General features: G+C 75.8%; 13 protein-coding genes and 1 pseudogene. 8 read left to right on the top strand and 6 right to left on the bottom strand.

Features of this window, described 5'->3' with window-relative positions:
• Positions 1-393: 393 nt before the first annotated feature.
• Together ABWK59_RS29500 and ABWK59_RS29505 are read left to right on the top strand one after the other, a co-directional pair.
• Positions 394-549 carry a DUF6131 family protein gene (locus ABWK59_RS29500; RefSeq protein WP_354643689.1) on the top strand — a complete coding sequence of 52 codons (156 nt, stop codon included), beginning with the start codon at positions 394-396 and terminating at the stop codon, positions 547-549.
• Positions 550-728: 179 nt separating this feature from the next.
• On the top strand, positions 729-1,109 hold the full coding sequence (locus tag ABWK59_RS29505) for a hypothetical protein (RefSeq protein WP_354643690.1): 381 nt from the start codon (positions 729-731) through the stop codon (positions 1,107-1,109).
• On the opposite strand, the gene ABWK59_RS29510 is transcribed toward ABWK59_RS29505, so the two are convergent.
• The 3 genes from ABWK59_RS29510 to ABWK59_RS29520 all read right to left on the bottom strand — a co-directional run bounded on the left by ABWK59_RS29510 (position 1,106) and on the right by ABWK59_RS29520 (position 3,981).
• Positions 1,106-3,205: an MMPL family transporter gene (locus ABWK59_RS29510; RefSeq protein ID WP_354643691.1), complete on the bottom strand. Its 2,100-nt coding sequence runs from the start codon at positions 3,203-3,205 to the stop codon at positions 1,106-1,108. The two genes, ABWK59_RS29505 and ABWK59_RS29510, sit on opposite strands and share 4 nt — an antisense overlap.
• Positions 3,206-3,283: 78 nt before the next feature.
• Positions 3,284-3,622, bottom strand: coding sequence for a hypothetical protein (locus tag ABWK59_RS29515; protein ID WP_354643692.1), 339 nt, complete (start codon positions 3,620-3,622; stop codon positions 3,284-3,286).
• A gap of 71 nt (positions 3,623-3,693) precedes the next feature.
• Positions 3,694-3,981 carry a hypothetical protein gene (locus ABWK59_RS29520; protein WP_354643693.1) on the bottom strand — a complete coding sequence of 96 codons (288 nt, stop codon included), beginning with the start codon at positions 3,979-3,981 and terminating at the stop codon, positions 3,694-3,696.
• Between the two features lie 167 nt (positions 3,982-4,148).
• On the opposite strand from ABWK59_RS29520, the gene ABWK59_RS29525 reads away from it, so the two are divergent.
• Entirely contained in the window at positions 4,149-5,663 is a 1,515-nt protein-coding gene (locus ABWK59_RS29525; RefSeq protein ID WP_354643694.1) for a bifunctional phosphatase PAP2/diacylglycerol kinase family protein, read from the top strand.
• Between the two features lie 410 nt (positions 5,664-6,073).
• The gene (gene helR, locus ABWK59_RS29530; RefSeq protein ID WP_354643695.1) at positions 6,074-8,266 is read left to right on the top strand and encodes an RNA polymerase recycling motor ATPase HelR; all 2,193 of its coding nucleotides are present in this window, start codon (positions 6,074-6,076) and stop codon (positions 8,264-8,266) included.
• On the opposite strand, the gene ABWK59_RS29535 is transcribed toward helR, so the two are convergent.
• Positions 8,211-9,131 carry a ketopantoate reductase family protein gene (locus ABWK59_RS29535; RefSeq protein ID WP_354645146.1) on the bottom strand — a complete coding sequence of 307 codons (921 nt, stop codon included), beginning with the start codon at positions 9,129-9,131 and terminating at the stop codon, positions 8,211-8,213. The two genes, helR and ABWK59_RS29535, sit on opposite strands and share 56 nt — an antisense overlap.
• 339 nt (positions 9,132-9,470) lie before the next feature.
• Positions 9,471-10,040 (bottom strand): annotated as a pseudogene (locus tag ABWK59_RS29540) (DUF6817 domain-containing protein); the annotation flags it as partial.
• On the opposite strand from ABWK59_RS29540, the gene ABWK59_RS29545 reads away from it, so the two are divergent.
• The 4 genes from ABWK59_RS29545 (at position 9,936) to ABWK59_RS29560 (ending at position 13,748) form a co-directional block, all read left to right on the top strand.
• Complete coding sequence (locus ABWK59_RS29545) at positions 9,936-10,841, top strand: LysR family transcriptional regulator (RefSeq protein ID WP_354643696.1); 906 nt, start codon at positions 9,936-9,938, stop codon at positions 10,839-10,841. The pseudogene ABWK59_RS29540 and the gene ABWK59_RS29545 overlap by 105 nt on opposite strands.
• Positions 10,842-10,962: 121 nt before the next feature.
• Positions 10,963-12,156: an acyltransferase family protein gene (locus tag ABWK59_RS29550; RefSeq protein ID WP_354643697.1), complete on the top strand. Its 1,194-nt coding sequence runs from the start codon at positions 10,963-10,965 to the stop codon at positions 12,154-12,156.
• A 104-nt stretch (positions 12,157-12,260) separates the two neighbouring features.
• A complete protein-coding gene (locus tag ABWK59_RS29555) occupies positions 12,261-12,776 on the top strand; it encodes a MarR family winged helix-turn-helix transcriptional regulator (RefSeq protein ID WP_354643698.1) in 516 nt (171 codons plus the stop codon).
• Between the two features lie 381 nt (positions 12,777-13,157).
• Positions 13,158-13,748 carry a choice-of-anchor C family protein gene (locus ABWK59_RS29560; RefSeq protein ID WP_354643699.1) on the top strand — a complete coding sequence of 197 codons (591 nt, stop codon included), beginning with the start codon at positions 13,158-13,160 and terminating at the stop codon, positions 13,746-13,748.
• A 45-nt stretch (positions 13,749-13,793) separates the two neighbouring features.
• On the opposite strand, the gene ABWK59_RS29565 is transcribed toward ABWK59_RS29560, so the two are convergent.
• Positions 13,794-15,575, bottom strand: coding sequence for a hypothetical protein (locus tag ABWK59_RS29565; RefSeq protein WP_354645147.1), 1,782 nt, complete (start codon positions 15,573-15,575; stop codon positions 13,794-13,796).
• Positions 15,576-15,768: the final 193 nt, after the last annotated feature.

A 15,768-nucleotide genomic window follows, 5' to 3' on the forward strand; every position in this document is an offset into this window, starting at 1 on the left:
GGCCCCGGCGATACGGGCGGCGCCGGCGATACGGGCGGTGCGGCCGGTACAGGCGGATGGGGCGGGGTGCCGGGGGACGCCACGACGGTCCACGGTCGCTCCTCGGGTCGAGCGGGAGGCCCGGCGCCAGGGGTGTGTGCGCCGGTCACCGGGAGCGTAGGAAGAGCGGCCGTCCGCGGATAAGGACCGGCGGGCGAACAGTTCCGGACCGTCCGGTGGGCGGCGGCCGACCACCCGGTGTCGCCGCGGCTCGCCGACGGGCCGGGCGGTGGCTGATACGGCGGCCGATTGGGTTCCGCTACGCGGGGTAGCCGCAGTTCCGTGGGACGCCCGGCGGTCGCCGGGCACCGGTACGGGCGCCCGGAGGCGGCCGCTCACCAACGGAGGTGGACTGTGATCATCCTGGGAGTCATCCTGCTGGTCATCGGACTGGTCGCGAACATCGCGATCCTCTGGACACTCGGGGTCGTCCTGGTCCTCATCGGCGCGGTGCTCTGGCTGGCGGGGGCTGTGGGGCACGCCGTGGGCGGCCGGAGCCACTACTGGTGACACCGTCCGTCGGGACGGTTCCGCGACGGCGTCCCCGGGTCTCGTCCCGGGGGCGCCGCCCGCTGTTCCGTCGCTGCTCCGACGCCGTTCCGCCACCCGGGCGACCGGGGCGGGCGGACGACCGGGCGGCGGGAACGCTCCGGTGGGCGGTCCACGCCCCGGATGGGAGATGCGCCCGGATGAACCAGAACCTGCTCCGCCTCGTCGGTGCCGCGACCGCCGCCTACGGCGTGGCCGTCACGCTGCGCCCCGGGTGGCTGGCCCGGCCGTCCGGGCTGACCGGCCCGGACGGCGCGTCACTGCCGGGGGTCGACACCTGCATCCGCCCGCTCGTCCTCCGGGACGCCGCCTGCGGTCTGGCCATGCTGCTGGCCCCGGACCGTTCGAGCCTGCGCACCGCGGCCCTGGTCCGGGTGGCCTCCGACCTCGGCGACGCCGCCCTGCTGGCCACGGCGCTGCCCGCGCGGCGGCACCGGGTGATGGCCGTGGTGGTGTCGGTGGGGTGGGGTGCGCTGTCGGTGGCGGGGCTGGTGTGGCCGGAGGGTACGGCCAAGCCCTAGCGGACCGTCTCCGGCTCGCGGTGCACCGGGGCCGGCTCCGGGGTCGTCCGGCGGGCCGGCCACCAGGTGCGGTCGCCGAGGTCGTGGACCAGGGCCGGCACCACCAGGGAGCGGACCAGCAGGGTGTCCAGCAGGACGCCGAACGCCACGATGAACGCGATCTGCGCGAGGAACGCCAGCGGCACGACCCCCAGTGCGGCGAAGGTCGCCGCCAGCACCACGCCCGCCGAGGTGATCACCCCGCCGGTCGCGGTCAGCCCGCGCAGCACCCCCGCCCGGGTGCCCAGGCGCAGCGACTCCTCGCGGACCCGGGTCATCAGGAAGATGTTGTAGTCCACGCCGAGCGCGACCAGGAACACGTACCCGTACAGCGGCACGGAGGGGTCGGTGGCGGTGAAGCCGAACAGGTGCGGGAAGACCAGCGCCGAGACGCCGAGCGTGGCCAGGTACGAGAGTGCCACGGTGGCGATCACCAGCAGCGGGGCGAGCAGCGAGCGCAGCAGCAGGACCAGGACCGCCAGGATGCACAGCAGCACCACCGGGACGATCACCGTCCGGTCGTGGCGCGCGGTGTCGCGGGTGTCGTCCTGCTGGGCGGTGGAGCCGCCGACCAGGGCGTGCGCCTCCGGGACGGCGTGCACGGCGGCCCGCAGGTGCCGGACGGTGGCCACGGCGGCGTCGCTGTCGGCCGGGTCGGCGAGGGTGGCGTCCAGCCGGACCCGGCCGTCGGCCACGGTGGCCGGGCCGGGCGCCCCGCCGGCGGTGTAGGGCTGGACGGCGGCCACGCCCGGGACCGCCCGGGCCGCCGCGGCCACCTCCTCGGCCCGGTCGGCGGAGGCGATCACCACGGCCGGGTTGCCGGAGCCGCCGGGGAAGTGCGCGGAGAGCAGCCGCTGGGCGGTGACCGAGGGCTGTTCGCCGATGAACAGTTCGGTCTGCGGCACCCCGCGGGCGTCCAGGGTCGGCGCGAAGGCGGCCAGGACGCCGAGGAGCACGGTTCCGGCGGCCCAGGTGGCCCGTGGGCGGCGGCCGACCAGGGCGGCGGCGTGCCGCCAGACGCCGTGCGCGGGCTCCGCGCCGACCGGCCGGGACGGCCAGTACGCGGCGTGTCCGAGCAGGACCAGGACGGCGGGCAGGAAGGTGAGCGTCGAGAGCACGGCGCAGGCGATGCCGATGGCGCCGACCGGGCCGAGCGCCCGGTTGTTGGTCAGGTCGGACAGCAGCAGCACCAGCAGTCCCAGGGCCACCGTCGCCCCGGAGGCGGCGATCGGCTCCAGCGAGCGCCGCCACGCGGTCCGCATCGCGGCGAACCGGTCGTCGTGGCGCGGGAGTTCCTCGCGGAACCGGGCCGCGAGCAGCAGCGCGTAGTCGGTCGCCGCGCCGATCACCAGGATCGACAGCAGGCCCTGGATCTGGCCGTCCACCCGGAGCACCCCGCGGGCGGCGAGCGCGTACACGGCCGCGCAGGCGGTGCCGAGGGCGAGCACCGCCCCGACGATCACCACCAGCGGCAGCAGGAGGCTGCGGTACACGGCCAGCAGGATCACCAGCACCACGCCGAGGGCCACCGCGAGCAGCAGGCCGTCGATCCCGGCGAACGCCCCGGACAGGTCGGCCAGCAGCGCCGCCGGACCGGCCAGGCCGACGGTGGTTCGGGGCACCCGCTCGGCCAGGGCCCGGATCTCGCGGACGCTGTCGGCGGTCTCCGGACCGAGGTCCGAGCGGAGCTGAACGACGGCGCGCAGGGCACGCCCGTCCTCGGCCGGCAGCACCGGCGAGACCCGGCCGGTCGCGCCGGGCACCGCGCCGGCCGCGGTCACCGCCTCGGCGGCGGCCTGCCGCTGCTCGGCGTCCACCGCGCCCCCGCGGCTCTCCCAGACCACGATCACCGGCAGGGTGTCGGCGGTCTCGAAGCTCCGGCCGAGCGCGGCCGCCTCGGTGGATTCGGCGCTCGCGGGCAGGAAGGCGGCGCGGTCGTTGGTGGCGACCTCGGCGAGCTTCCCGGCGAACGGGCCGAGGGCTCCGCCGAGGCCGAGCCAGACCAGCAGGAGGAGCACGGGGACCAGCGGGCGCGGGCCCCGTCCGGTGGAGAGCATGGCGAGCCCTTCGGGACGCGGGGGAGTGGACGCCCGTGATGGTATCTCAATGAATGAGAGACTTGATGAGTGAGATGTTCAGCCGGCTCGCCGGTGGTCCACCGGGGTGCCCTGAGGCCGGTCCGGGCAAGCCGGGGAGGCCGGGGAGGCGGGCGGGGGCGGCGTGGGGCGTAGCGGTGCCGCCGCCGGGGTCGGCGGGGAGGTCGCGGCCGGTGGGGCGCCGGCGTGGGCGGCGCGGATCCAGCGGGCCAGCGCGTGGACGAACTCCGGGCCGAGGGCCGACGCCCTGCCCACCTGGTCGACGTCCCCGGGGGCCATCGGCACCCCGGCCCGGGAGAGGGCGCCGAGCAGCGGATGGGCGAGCGGCCAGGGGGTACGGGCGGCGGACGGCCGGCCGGTATGCGCGGGATCGGTCACGCCGGACCAACCGCCCGTCCCCGTCGGTGGTCACGCCGCCGACGGCAGGACCGCCCGGGTGGCCGCCCGGATCACCGGTCGGGGCCGGTGCTGCCGGTCGCTCCGTCCTGCGGCTGCTCGGGACCCACCGCCGCCCGGAGGCGGGCCAGCACCACGGCGGTCGCCTCGCGGGTGACCGGGTCGGGATCGTCCAGGTGTTCGGCGAGCAGCTCCGCGGCCGCCGAGACCACCGCGGCGGGCAGGGTGACCTCGCGCAGCCCCAGCATCTGCGCGGCGGCGCGCTGCCCGGCGGTGGTGGGGGCCTGTACGGGGATCAGGGAACTGAGGCCCCGCGGTCCGGTCCGGTCGGTCGTGTTCACCCCGGGCATTCTTCCGCACCCCGGCCCGCGTGGTGACCCTCCGACACGAACCGTCGCCCGGCGTGTCCGGCCGCCGGGCCGGTTCCCCGGGCGGACGGGGTGACACCGGAGGACCGCTCGGACCGCACCAGGCCGTGCCACGGCGCCGGACGGGATAGTTTCGGCCCATGGACGTCTTGGACCAGTTGGACCGCAGGTTGTTCACCCGGGTCGCGCAGGCCGAACTCGCCGGGGCGGAACGGTTCCTCCCACGGCTCAGCCGCGCCGCCAACCACGGCGTGCTGTGGAACGCCGCGGCCCTCGGCATGGCGCTGACGGGCCGTCCGCGGGCCCGCCGCGCCGCCCTGCGCGGGGTGGGTTCGCTCGCGGTCGCCTCCGTGCTGGCCAACGTGGTGGCCAAACGCGCCACCCGGCGGCCCCGCCCGCTGCTGGACCACGTCCCCGGCGTACGGCACCTCACCCGGCAGCCGATCACCACCTCCTTCCCCTCCGGCCACTCCGCCTCGGCCGCGGCCTTCGCGCTCGGCGTCGGCCTGGAGTCGCCCGCGCTCGGCCTCGCCGTCGCCCCCTTCGCCCTCGCCGTGATGGCCTCCCGGATCTACGTCGGCGCCCACTACCCCGGTGACGTCCTCGCCGGAGCCACCCTCGGATTCGCCGTCGCCGCCACCCTCAAGCGGGTCCTCCCCACCCACCCCCCGGCCACCGGACCCGCCACCGCCCAGCCGGCCGAACTGCCCGCCCTCCCCGGCGGCGCCGGCCTCCACATCGTGCTCAACGCCGGCGCCGGCGAGACGGGCCCCGCGGACCCCACCCCCGTCGACCAGGACGCCTCCAGCCCCGACGAACTCGGCCTCAAGGCCCTGCTGCCCCGCTCCGACACCCAGGTCGCCCGCGACGGCGAGGAGTTGGCCGACCTGCTGCGCCGGGCCGCCGAACGGGCCCGCGCCGAGGGCGGCGCACTCGGCGTCTGCGGCGGCGACGGCTCGGTCAACCTGGCCGCCGCCATCGCCGAGGAGCACGCCCTGCCGCTCGCCGTCTTCCCCGGCGGCACCCTCAACCACTTCGCCGCCGACCTCGGCGCCGAGGACTTCGCGGCCGTCGCCCACGCCGTACAGACCGGCCGCGGCGTCGCCGTCGACCTCGGCGTGCTCACCGACGGCGGCGGGCCCGACCACCGCCGGGTCTTCGTCAACACCTTCAGCATCGGGATCTACCCCGACCTGGTCCGCCTGCGCGAGCAGTGGGAGGGCCGGATCGGCAAGTGGCCGGCGCTGGCCCTCGCCGTCGCCCGTCTGCTCCCCGCCGCCCGGCCTGCCGAGGTCGAGATCGCCGGCGTCCGGCGACGGGTCTGGCTGGTCTTCGCCGGCAACGGGCGGTACCGGCTGCGCGGGATGGCCCCCAGCGGACGGGACAGCCTCGAGGACGGCCTGCTGGACGTCCGCGTGGTCGACGCCGGACACCGCCTCGCCCGTACCCGCCTGGTCTTCGCCTTCCTCACCGGCTCGCTCGACCGCACCCCCGTCTACCGCGCCGCCCGCCTGCGCAGCATCGCCCTCGACGGCCTCGACGGAGTCGACCACCTCACCCTGGACGGCGAGGCCCTCCCCGCCCCGGACCGCATCCTGCTCGCCAAGGCCCCCCAGGGCCTCCTGGTCTACGCCCCGCCGCCCGCGACGTCGTAGCGCAAGCGGGTAAACCCGTAGGGGGCGCGGGGAACTGCGCGAAGGCGGGAGGTGCGGCGCCGTACGGCGCTCTCACGAGGGTGAGTTGCAGGTGCCGCGATCTGACTGTGCGGCGAGGGTTGTTCGCGCAGTTCTCCCCAGCCTTCGGCCAGGAGGTGCCCCCACGCGCGCCTGACTCGCCCGCCTGATTGCGTTCGCGGGGCCCGGACATGGCGAAGGCAAGGAGTGCATGAACTCCTTGCCACTCTCAACGTATAGCGCACGGGGGGTCTTGCGGCAAGGCCCCCACCGTGCCGCACAATCGCAGGCCGATACCGGAACCTGCGGAAACGAGAGTTTTGCGACCTTCAGTGGACTTCGTCCGGCCTTCGTCTGCGTCCCCCGTCGAGCCAGCGGCACCGGAGCCTGCCATGAACCCCCTGACCACCCGTGCGTTCGACCTGCCCGACCACCTCGCCGCCAAGGCGGACCCGGCGCTGACCGCCCGCGACGAACGGCAGTTCGCGGCCGTCGCGGAGAGCCTCGACCGGGCGATCGCCGAGCTGACCGACCGGCTCGACGCCGTCCGCCGGGCACCCGGCGGCGCCGGCCGGGACGCGATGGACCGCGACGTCGAGGTCCACCGGCTGACCGGACGGCTGCGCGCGCTGCGCCGCTTCGGTCTGGACCTGTGCCTCGGGCACGTGGTGAGCGCGGACGGCTCCGAGCCGCTGTACATCGGACGCCTCGGTCTGACCGACCGCGACGGCCGGCGGCTGCTGGTCGACTGGCGTTCCCCGGCGGCGGAGCCGTTCTTCGCGGCGACCCACGCCGACCCGATGGGCCTGGTGAGCCGCCGCCGGTACCGCTGGACCCGCGGCCGGATCACCGACTACTGGGACGAGGTGTTCACCGCCGACGCGGTCGAGGGGAACGCCGCCCTCGACGACCAGTCGGCCTTCATCGCCGGTCTGGGCGACGCCCGTTCGGCGCGGATGCGGGACGTGCTCGCCACCATCCAGGCCGACCAGCACGCCGTGGTCCGGGCCGGCTCCCGCGGTGCCCTGGTCGTCGACGGCGGCCCGGGGACCGGCAAGACCGTCGTCGCCCTGCACCGCGCCGCCCACCTGCTCTACGCCGATCCGCGGCTGGGCCACCGCCGGGGCGGTGTGCTGTTCGTCGGCCCGCACCAGCCGTACCTGGACTACGTCGCGGACGTGCTGCCGAGCCTCGGTGAGGAGGGCGTGCAGACCTGTACGGTGCGCGACCTGGTCGCCGAGGGGGCGGGAGCGGTGCCGGAGGGCGACCCGGAGGTCGCGCGGCTGAAGTCCTCGGTGGAGATGGTGAAGGCGATCGAGGCGGCCGTCCGGTTCTACGAGCAGCCGCCCACCGAGGGGATGACGGTCTCCACCCACTGGGGGGACCTCTGGCTGAGCGCCGAGGACTGGGCCGACGCCTTCGACGCGCCGGACCCGGGCACCCCGCACAACGAGGCGCGCGAGCAGGTCTGGGAGGAACTGGTCGCGATCCTGCGGGACCGGCACGGGGACGAGGACCTGCCGCCCGAGCTGTTCCGCAGGTCGCTGCGGCAGGACGAGGACCTCGTCACCACCCTCCACCGAGCGTGGCCGATGATCGAGGCCGCCGACCTGGTCGGCGACCTGTGGACGGTCCCCGCGTACCTGCGGATGTGCGCGCCCTGGCTCGCCCCCGAGGAGGTCCGGCGGCTGCGGCGGGCGGACGCCCAGGCGTGGACGGTGTCCGACCTGCCGCTGCTGGACGCCGCCCGGCAGCGGCTCGGCGACCCGGAGACCGCCCGCCGGCAGGTCCGGCACCGGGCCGCCGTCGCCGCCGAACGCGCCCGCATGGCCGAGGTCATCGACCACCTGCTCCAGGCCGACGACGACGGCGAGGGCGCCGTGACCATGCTGCGCGGACGGGACCTCCAGGACACCCTGGTCGACGAGACCGCCCTGCCCGCCGCCGACCCGGACCGGCTGGCCGGGCCGTTCGCCCACGTGGTCGTGGACGAGGCCCAGGAACTCACCGACGCCGAGTGGCGGATGCTGCTGCTGCGCTGCCCCTCCCGGAGCTTCACCGTCGTCGGGGACCGTGCCCAGGCCCGGCACGGGTTCACCGAGTCCTGGCAGGAGCGGCTGGAGCGGATCGGCCTCGACCGGGTCACCGTGGCCTCACTGAGCATCAACTACCGGACGCCGGAGGAGGTGATGGCCGAGGCCGCGCCGGTCATCCGGGCCGCCCTTCCGGACGCCAACGTGCCGACCTCCATCCGGAGCAACGGCATCCCGGTGCTCCACGGCTCCACCGCCGAGCTGCGGCCGGTCCTCGACGGCTGGCTCGCCGCGCACCCCGACGGGACCGCCTGCGTCATCGGCGATCCCATCTTCCGGGACACCCCGCGGGTGCGGTCGCTGACGCCGGAGCTGGCGAAGGGCCTGGAGTTCGACCTGGTCGTCCTGGTCGACCCGAAGGCGTTCGGCACCGGCGTCGAAGGGGCGGTCGACCGCTACGTCGCCATGACCAGGGCGACCCGGCAGCTCGTGGTGCTCACGAGCCGGCCCCCGGCGCCGGCGGGTTCAGAGCCGACTCCAGCTCCGCGGTGAGCCGGGCGGCCCCGGGCACTGGGACGCGGTGACGGGCGGCCGCCCGGAGCAGGGCCCCGGCGACGGCGTCCAGCTCCAGCGGGCGGCCCGCCTCGGCGTCCCGCTGCATCGAGGACCGGGCCCCGGCCGGGAAGGTGTCGTACAGCGCCAGCGTCCGCGCCGGGTCGGTGGGCGCGCCGCTGGCCCGGGCCACCGCGGCGGCCTCCTCGACCAGCGCCACCAGCTCGGTCCGCCGCTCGGTCCGCACCCGGCCGATCGGCTCCCGGTACCGGGTGGTGAGCAGCGCGAACGGGGCCAGGAAGGCGAACTTGGCCCAGAGCACGGCGGGTTCGTCCCCGGCGACCCGGGTCCGGACGCCGGCCGAACGGAGCAGGGCGACGGCGGTGGCCAGCGGGTCGGCGGTCCCCGGGTCGGGGCCGGCGGCCGGGGGCGCCAGGTCGATCTCGGCGAACGGGCTGCCGTGCTCGATCAGGCCCGGGGCGATCCGGGTGGACTCCACCCGGATCACGCCCGCCGCGACCCGCCCGGCGCCGTACCGCCGCCGCAGGGCGTCCGGGTGCTCGATGCCGTTGAGCAGCGGGACGACCGGGCCGGCGCCGACCAGGGCGGGCGGGACCCGCTCCAGGGCGGCGTCCAGGGCGGTGTGCTTGACGGTCACCAGGCACAGGTCGACCGGCTCGCGCAGCTCGGTGTCCGCCTCCACCCGGGCGGTGAAGGTGCCGAAGTGGGCGCTGCGCACCCGCAGTCCGTCGCGGCGCAGGGTCCGTACGGTCTCCTCGCCGGCCAGGCAGATCACCCGGTGGCCGGCCCGGGCGAGCAGGGCCGCGAGCAGGCCGCCGACGCCGCCCGGGCCGAGGACCGCCACGGTCCCGGCCCGTCCTGCGGCGAGGGCCTCGGCCTGCTCGGCAGCCTCGGGGGATTCGGGGTGCGCGGTGTTCCCGGTGCGGAGGACGGTGTGGCAGGCGGCGCGGGCCGCCGGGCTGAGCAGGGGCCGCAACCGGGTGAACAGGTCGAGCAGTTCGGTGCGCGCCCGGTCCCGGAAGCCGGGGTCGACCAGGGTGAGGTCCAGTTCGTTGGCGGCCGTCAGCTCGGCGAGGTCGCGCAGCACGGCGGGCGACGGGGTGGAGGTCCGGCCGGTGAAGCGGTCGCGGAAGGCCGCGTCCGGTTCGGCGAGGGTGGGGTAGGAGGCCGCGCGGTCGCAACCGGCGTACAGGTGGACGAGGTTCTCGGCCTCGGGGCCGATGACGGCGGCCAGGTCCTCCCGGCGGTCAAGGGGGAGCAGCTGGGTGGGGAAGCCGTCGGTCCCGTAGCAGGCGTGGCACAGCCCGGCGAGCTGCAGCGCCGGGCGGGCGCCCCAGGCGGCGAGCCGCCGGTGGACGCGCTCCAGGTGGGCGAGCAGGGTGCCGCCCGGGTGGTGGAGTTCCGCCGCGCCGAGGCGGCGCAGCAGGGAGACGGCGGATTCGGTGGAGACCGGTGGAGTGGTCAAAGGTCGTGTTCCTCTCGGCACGTGACGGGTCGGCACCCGCCGTGCCCTCGCCCGCGTCCGGATTCGCGGCGAGGGCACGGCCGGGTTGCCGCCCTTGGGCCCGCATCGATGATCGAACCCGGGCTGAACCCCAGTCAATCCTCGGGTTTGCTGGGTGAGTTCCAAGGGATACCTTGGGTCGCCGTGACCCTCGACGATCTCCGTGTCTTCGCCGCCGTGTGCCGCTCCGGCTCGCTCAGCGCCGCCGCCCGGGAGCTGGCCTGCACCCAGTCCGCCGTCAGCCAGCACGTGAAGCGGCTGGAGAAGGAGCTGGGCCTCAGCCTGGTGGAACGGCACCCCCGGGGGGTGGCGCCCACGTACGCCGGGCGGGTGCTGCACGCGGCGGTCACCGACGGTCTGGGCACCATCGACCACGCGCTGCACCGCCTGGAGGAGCTGGCCCGGGGCGAGGGCGGTTCGGTGCGGATCACCACCGGGGCGACCACCGTCCGGCACTTCATGTCCGCGGCGGTGGTCCGGTTCCGGCGGCGGTTCCCGCAGGTGAGCCTGGAGTTCCAGACCGAGACCTCCCGCCGGCGCTGCTTCGACACGCTGGCCGCCGGCGGCGTCGACCTGGCCTGGATCACCCTGGGACCGGAGGCGGTCCGCGGCATCGAGCAGCGGCCGGTGGTCGCGCTGCCCTGGGTGCTCGCCGTCGCCGCGGGCGACCCGCTGGCCGACCGGGAGTCCGTGCGGCCCGCCGACCTGGAGGGCGCCCGGCTCATCGGCCTCCCCGGGAACTCCGCCTCCCACCTGCGGCTCACCGGCTGGCTGGCCGAGGCGGGCGTCCGGCCGGCCTTCGACACCGGGGTGGCCGACTGGGACACCGCGGTCCTGCTGGCCGGGATGGGGCTCGGCCGTGCCGTCGTGCCCGCCCTGCCCGGCTGGGGCGGCTCCGACCACCCCGATCTGCGGCTGATCCCCGTTCCGGAACTGCCTGCCCTCACGGCCGGCTGGGCCGTCCGCAGCTGGGACACCCTCTCCCCGCCGGCCCGGGCCTTCGCGGACACCGTCTCGGCGCACTGCGCGGAGTGGAACGGGACGGGCTGAGGCGCACGGGGCGGCCCGCGGCCGGGGGTGGCCGGGGCCGATCGGGCAGAGTTCATGGCACTTTCGAGCAGAGGATATAGTCGCCGCGATCGTTTCTGGGAGAACCAAAGGTGTCAGGTCGATGTCGTTCGCGGTGGTACAACCCCTTCCGGACGGGACCCGACCGGCCACGGACGGGCCGGCGGCGTCGACCGCACCGCGCGGCCGGAGGGGCCGGGCCGCGGGCGCGCCTCGGCTGTTCGCGCTCGACGGACTCCGCCTGATCGCCGCCCTCAGCGTGCTGGCCTTCCACTGGACGGCCCTCGCCGACGCGCCGGAGATCTGGAGCGGGCACCGGCCCGCCGAGTTCATGCCGACGCTCTCCCGGTTCACCTCCTACGGGTGGCTCGGGGTCCAGCTCTTCTTCGTCATCAGCGGCTTCGTCATCTGCATGAGCTGCTGGGGCAAGCGCCCCGGGGACTTCCTCGTGTCCCGGGTCGTCCGGATCGTCCCGGCGTACTGGGCCGCCGTCCTGATGACCTCGGCCGTGCTGCTGCTGGTTCCCGACCTGGGCCGCAGGCTCGCCCGTGAGGGCCTCGACGGGGCGGTGGTGCTGGCCAACCTCACCCTGTTCCAGTCCTCGTTCGGGGTGAAGTACGTGGACGGGGTCTACTGGACGCTCTGGGTGGAGCTGGTCTTCTACCTGCTCTTCGCCGTGGTGGTCCGGATGGGGCTGACCTACCGCCGGGTCGTCGCGTTCTGCGGGATCTGGTCGGTCGCGGCCCTGTTCGCCCCGATGGCGAAGATCCCGCTGCTCTCCCTCGTCGTGGTGCCCAACGAGGCCCCGTTCTTCATCGCGGGCATCGCCATCTACCTGATGCACCGCTTCGGCCCCGACCTGCTGCTGTGGGGCGTCGTCGGCTTCAGCTGGCTGACGGCGATGGGCCGGATCGACTCCCTCAAGTCCGCCTTCGAGGCATCGGTCGCTCACACGCTGTCCTGGAACGTGGTGGCCCTGGCGATCACCCTCGCCTTCGCCGCCGTCATCGCCATCGCCCTGGGTCTGCTGGACCGGGTGCGGTGGAAGGGCCTCACCGTGGCCGGTGCCCTGACCTACCCGCTCTACCTGATCCACCAGGAAGCCGGCTTCACGCTGATCCACTGGCTGCGCACCCTCGGCCTGCGGTCCGCCGCCGCCCTGGCCGTCGCCCTCGTCACCGTCCTGCTGGCCGCGTGGCTCCTGCACCGCCTGGTCGAGCGCCCCGGCGGCAAGCTCCTCAAGCGGCACCTCGGCCGGGCCGTGGCCGGCATGCGCGAGGTCTCGACCCGGGCCTGACGCCCGTACCCCGCGGCTCCGTGGGCCCCCTGCACCGCGGGGGCGCCGGGACGTGATCGGCTAGGCTGGCGAGTCCCCGCCGAGCGCTCGCCAGGAAGGTCGCCTTGTCCGAGCAGGAGCAGTCGCCGCCGTCGCCGAGACCGCCCGACAACCGGGCCTTCGGACGGCTCCTGCAGGGCCTCGCCTCCGAGATGAACCTGCTGGGTCACGACTTCGCCGCCTCCCAGGGCCTGCACGCCACCGACGTGCAGGCCCTGCTGGCCGTCCTGCGGGCCGCGCCCGGTGGGGAGGAGGCCGGCGAGGGCATCACCCCGGGCCGGCTCCGGGAGGAACTGGCGCTCACCTCCGGCGCGGTCACCGCCGTCCTGGACCGGCTGGAGCGGGCCGGGCACGTCCGGCGGACCCGGGACGCGGCCGACCGCAGGCAGGTCCAGGTCCACTACGAGCCGGGTGCCGCCCGGATCGCCGCGGAGTGGTTCGGCCCGGTGGCGGCCCGCACCGACCGGGTCCGGTCGGAGTTCAGCACGGAGGAACTGTCCACGGTGGTGCGGTTCCTGACCCGGATGACCGACGAGCTGGAGGACCTCCGCCGGACCCGCCGCGAGGGCGGTCCGGCCTGAACCCGGGGCGGTCCTCCGCCCGGGGATGCCGCCCGTGCGCCTGACCGGCGGCGGCTCCGGCCGGCGTCGGCGGCGGAGTCGGCGGCGGGGTGCGTGGCGTGACCGGGGGGCGTGCACAGTTCGTCTCACTCCCCGGAGGTGACCGTACGTGACCGCCCATCCCGTGGCGCTCCGACCCGCACCGGTGGCCCGTGACAGTCCGCTCGGCCCGGTGCGGCGGGTCCGGGCCCGTCGAAACCGGCGCGAGGGAGCCCGCCCGCGGGCTGAACGCGACACCGGGCGCCACCCGTCGGGCCTTGGCAGTGATCACCGGGACGGCAGACGCTCTGTGTACGGCTGATCAGCGGTCGTCCCGTTCACCAGCCCTTTGGAGGGTCACCCATGCCGTTCTCGCGCACCCCCGTCGCCGCCCTGCTCGTCGCCGCCATCACCGCTCTCGCCGCCCCGGCGCAGGCCGCCGGCGGGCACCGTGCCCTCAGCCATTTCGACGACGGCAGCTTCGAGACGCCCAAGGCCCCGGCGAACGCCTTCACCTCGCTGACCGCCGGTCAGACCCTCGGCCCGTGGACGGTCGACGCCGGCAGCGTCGACCTGATCGGAGCCGGCTTCTGGCAGGCCGCCGAGGGGGACCAGTCGCTGGACCTGAACGGGTCCACCAGCGGCACCGTCACCCAGAGCTTCACCACCGTCGCGGGCACCACCTACTCGGTCACCTACGCGCTGGCCGGCAACCCGGAGGGCGGGCCGGCCCTGCGGACCGGCCGGGCGCTGATCGACGGTCAGGACTTCCAGGACTTCTCCTTCGACATCACCGGCAGGACGAAGGCCGCCATGGGCTACGTGGGGCATCAGTTCAGCTTCGTCGCGCAGGGCCCGTCCACCACCCTGAGCTTCACCAGCACCGTCGCCGGGGCGTACGGGCCGGTCATCGACAACGTCCAGGTGAAGGAGTGCAAGCCCTGCTGCGGATGACCGACCCGATCCGCCCCTCCCCGGTGCGCCCGCGGCGCCGTTGTTCTAGGAGGCGCGGCGGCGCTGCACCATCACCGCCATCGTGACGCCCGAGAGGGCGAGGCCGCTGCCGACCAGGGCGGGGACGATGGCGGTGGATCCGGTCTGGGCGAGGGCGGCGTCGGCTCCGGCGGTCCCGGAGGTGGTCAGGGCGGCGGTGGTGCCGATGGCCGCGGTGTCGTCCGTGGCGGCGCTCGAGGTGGGCACCGGCAGCCCGGATGCGGTGGACGGGTCCTGGGTCGGCGGGGCGGGCGAGGTGCTCGCGACGGGGGCGGGGCCGCCGAGCTGGATCCGGACGTCGGCGCCGGCGCCGGTCGCCTGGCCGACGACGCCGATCGACAGGCCGGTGGCGGTGTCGGTGAGCGGGGCGTCGGCGGTCAGCGAGCCGGCCGCCCGGTCGCCGAGCCTGGTGTTGCCGATCATGACGGCGTCCGTGTACCGGCCCTTGGGCACCCGGTACACGGTGACGCCCTGGGCCACGTCCTGGTCGGGCGTGCCGGCCGCGGGGGTGCGGTACTCGACGACGATCCGGTCCCCGCCGCTGCCCAGCGGGAGGTCGACGGCGCGGACCCCGGGGGCGCCGGCCGGGGCGTGCAGCGGGGTGAGGCGCACGACCGTGGTCGCGGCGGGCGTGCCGACCTGCTCGGGGGTCAGCCACTTCCGGGAGAGCAGCTCGGGTGCGGAGAGGCCCTTCTTCTCGCCGCCGCCGCCCATCGGGGTGCGCCGGCTGTAGCCGTCGGCGGCGCAGGAGGTGAAGCTGCCGGGGGTGCAGACCTGCCGCTCCTGGTGCGCGAACCCGAGGTTGTGCCCCATCTCGTGGACGATGGCGGCGACGTCCTTGACGGCCCCCTCCTGGAACCAGGTGACGTTGCCGGGCTGGAGCCCCAGGCCCCACCACGGGCAGGCCTTGGTGCTGGGCATCACGATCGACAGGTGGTCCCAGGTCACGTCGGGGATGGCCCGGCGGGCGAGTTCGGCCATCCTGCCGGTGTCGCAGCCGGAGCCGTCCATGTCGAGGGTGAACGGCCCGAACACGCCGTCGCCCTTCGCCGGCACCACGCTCAGCCGCCGGCCGGAGCCGGCCGCGTAGTACGTGGCCAGCGAGGGGCCGCTGCCGAAGAAGTCGGCCCGCGCGGCCTCGCGGTCCCGGTCCGGCTCGGCCAGCTTCGCGTTGCGGAAGTTCACCAGGACGACGGCGTGCCGGTCGGTGCCCTGCGGCCCGTTGTCGGCCGCGGCCGGGGTGGTGAGCACCGTCCCCGAGAGCGTCAGCACGCCGGCGGCGGTGGCGGCGGCGAGCAGCGGGGCGCGGCGGCGGTCGCCCGGCCGGGTCACCGTGCCCGGGGCCTGCGCGGCCGACGCCGGAGTCGGTACCGCGGACGGGGCCGGTGCCGCGGACGGGGCCGGCGGCCGGAGGGCGACGGGCCGGTCGGCGGGGTTGCGCAGGGCCATGAGGGGCTCCTCGTGGTGGTGCTCGGGTGCGCCGGCCGCCGCCGCGGTGGTGGGCGGCCCGGCGGGGGAGACGGTCTCGGGCGGGAGGCCCGGCAGTCCGCGCAGACGGGGAGTCGCGGACTGCCGGGGGCGCCGACGGGCCAGGGGATGCCCGTCGGCGCGGTGGGAGGCCTCGGCAGCCGGGACGCCGTGCACTCCCACGTGCGGGATCTCCACCGGGTCGGCCGCGGCGAGGGGGAGCGCCGCGGCCTGTCCGGTGGGGGAGGAGGCGGGTGCGGCCGACGCGCGGCGCCGCTGGGCGGCGGTGTGCTCACGCCCGGGCGGGCGGATCAGACTCATCGTCACGGCGGTTGCTCCTGACTCTCGGTTCCCAGGAGAGAAAGAGGGCGTTCGGGGCCGCGCGACCCGCGCCTTTGCCAAGGCTTTACCTTCTTTTCCGGCCGAGCGGCGACGGGCAAGCTGATCGGGTACGGAGGAACCCGTCGTGGGGCTCCCGGCGCGGGACCCGGCGGGACCGGGCGTCGCGGACCGG

The sequence above is a fragment of the Kitasatospora sp. HUAS MG31 genome, from assembly GCF_040571325.1.
In the GTDB taxonomy this organism is placed as follows: Bacteria; Actinomycetota; Actinomycetes; order Streptomycetales; family Streptomycetaceae; genus Kitasatospora; species Kitasatospora camelliae.

Excerpts from the sequence above, each read along its gene's own strand:
- ABWK59_RS29505 (WP_354643690.1), top strand. The coding sequence starts at position 729 with ATGAACCAGAACCTGCTCCGCCTCGTCGGTGCCGCGACCGCCGCCTAC.
- ABWK59_RS29510 (WP_354643691.1), bottom strand. The coding sequence starts at position 3,205 with ATGCTCTCCACCGGACGGGGCCCGCGCCCGCTGGTCCCCGTGCTCCTC.
- ABWK59_RS29525 (WP_354643694.1), top strand. The coding sequence starts at position 4,149 with ATGGACGTCTTGGACCAGTTGGACCGCAGGTTGTTCACCCGGGTCGCG.
- helR (WP_354643695.1), top strand. The coding sequence starts at position 6,074 with ATGAACCCCCTGACCACCCGTGCGTTCGACCTGCCCGACCACCTCGCC.
- ABWK59_RS29550 (WP_354643697.1), top strand. The coding sequence starts at position 10,963 with ATGTCGTTCGCGGTGGTACAACCCCTTCCGGACGGGACCCGACCGGCC.
- ABWK59_RS29560 (WP_354643699.1), top strand. The coding sequence starts at position 13,158 with ATGCCGTTCTCGCGCACCCCCGTCGCCGCCCTGCTCGTCGCCGCCATC.
- ABWK59_RS29565 (WP_354645147.1), bottom strand. The coding sequence starts at position 15,575 with ATGAGTCTGATCCGCCCGCCCGGGCGTGAGCACACCGCCGCCCAGCGG.